Genomic DNA, 1841 nt, shown 5'->3' with positions numbered 1-1841 from the left:
ACTGTAATAGCCAGTATAGAAGATACTGTTTATAAAGCCATAGATTATGCTCTACATCCTACTAGAAGAAAGACTATATGGTCAGGAACTCCATTTAACGCTAAAGATCCTCTGTATAAAGCTGTAGAATCAGGGGCATGGTATACTAATGTTTATCCTGTATGTGAGAAATTCCCGTGTACTAGAGAAGAATTTAGAGGTAGTTGGGAAGATAGGTTTGATTATGACTATGTTAAATCTCAATATGATAAGGCTATGAAAGCAGGTAAAATAGACACCTTTAATCAGGAAATGATGTTAAGAATTATGTCAGATGAAGATAGATTAGTTCAAGATGATGATATCATTTGGTACAATAGAGTTAGTGTGCTGCAGAATAAAGAGAAATATAACTTTTATATAACTACTGACTTTGCTACTTCAGAAAAGACTAGTGCTGATTATTCCGTTATAAGTGTATGGGCTTATAATAATAATGGTGACTGGATGTATGTAGATGGCATAGTTAAGCGTCAGTTGATGGATGCTAATATAAATGATCTATTTAGATTTGTATCTATGTATAAACCTCAAAATGTAGGTGTAGAGGTTACAGGACAACAAGGTGGATTTATACAATGGTTGCAAGGTGAGATGATTAATAGGAATATATTCTTTAATCTGGCTAGTGAAGGCAATAAAGCTGCTCCTGGTATTAGACCTAACACTAACAAAATGGTTAGATTTATGGTAATTCTCCCATTGTTCAAAAGTAAGAAAATATGGTTTCCTAAGGAGATGGAGAAATCTCCTCAAATTACAGAAGCTATGGATGAGTTACGTAATGCATCTGCTTCAGGGTTTAAAAGCAAACATGATGATGTGATAGATACAATTTCCATGTTAGCTGTTATGAACCCATGGAAACCTAGCACTGAAGTAGAATATGAGTTTAATACCAAATCATTAGGTGATGGTATGTGGGTAGAAGTAGATGATATAGACACTGGTCAAAGTAGTGTAGTTTTCTAGAATTATGTTATAATACCATATAAAATTTATAAAGGAGTAAGTGGTATGACTGGTAATGACATAAAAGCATTTGCTACAGCCGGAGTACTCAAACAAGTTAAATTAGAAGATGATAAACTAGTTAATGCTATTAATATAGCTAATATTGAATTACATAAGAAATTTAGACTTACTATTAATGAGCAATATGTACTAATGGCTGAAGCTACTACTATATATCAGCTTAATGAGGATTGTTTACACGTGGTAGAAGTATATAATCAACGAGCTGAGTTATTTGATCTTAATAATGAATATGATTTAAATACTATCTCTACTATATCCTACAATCAAATACAAGTTAGTAACCCTATTCCAGGAGAGTATTTGAGTGTAATATATCAAGCTTCACCTCCATTAATTACGTCCTTAGATGATACTATTGCTATACCATATACATTATTGACACCTATGCTACATTATATAGGTTATGTTCTGTATGGTGGTAGTAGTGGAGATTTAGATGGTCCTTCTGCACATCATTTACAAGCCTACACTAGTAGTTGTAATATGATAATAGACGAAGGTTTAATAACCCCTGATAATGGAGTCCTAAGTTCTGTTTGTGCTAAAGGATATGTATAATGAATAATAAGGAAGGAGTAAAAGATGCCTAAAAGACAAAGTGGTTTAGTATGTAATAACATTGCTGTAACCAGTGAATTTAATGAGGTAGAGTATTCTAAGATAGTTACTGTACACGATAACTTAGATGCCATACAGACTATAATTGATAACTTCTCACCAACACTAGAGGAGATATATATTAATATAGATAATATTATACCTGT

3 protein-coding genes are annotated in these 1841 nt (G+C 32.5%); all 3 read left to right on the top strand.

Going from position 1 to position 1841, the window contains the following annotated elements; all coding sequences use genetic code 11:
- Positions 1-1011 (top strand): hypothetical protein (locus U9R42_12825; GenBank protein ID MEA3496901.1); only part of this gene is annotated, 1011 nt, incomplete at its 5' end.
- A 45-nt stretch (positions 1012-1056) separates the two neighbouring features.
- Positions 1057-1635, top strand: a complete 579-nt coding sequence (locus U9R42_12820) for a hypothetical protein (GenBank protein ID MEA3496900.1) — start codon at positions 1057-1059, stop codon at positions 1633-1635.
- 24 nt (positions 1636-1659) lie between these two features.
- The coding region (locus U9R42_12815; protein MEA3496899.1) for a hypothetical protein at positions 1660-1841 on the top strand (182 nt) is incomplete at its 3' end.

The sequence above is a fragment of the Bacteroidota bacterium genome, from assembly GCA_034723125.1.
Classification (GTDB): Bacteria; Bacteroidota; Bacteroidia; order CAILMK01; family JAAYUY01; genus JAYEOP01.
This window is presented reverse-complemented; position numbering and strand designations above follow the sequence as displayed.

Bases quoted from the DNA above. Each gene is read 5' to 3' on its own strand.
- U9R42_12820 (MEA3496900.1), top strand. From the start codon at position 1,057: ATGACTGGTAATGACATAAAAGCATTTGCTACAGCCGGAGTACTCAAA.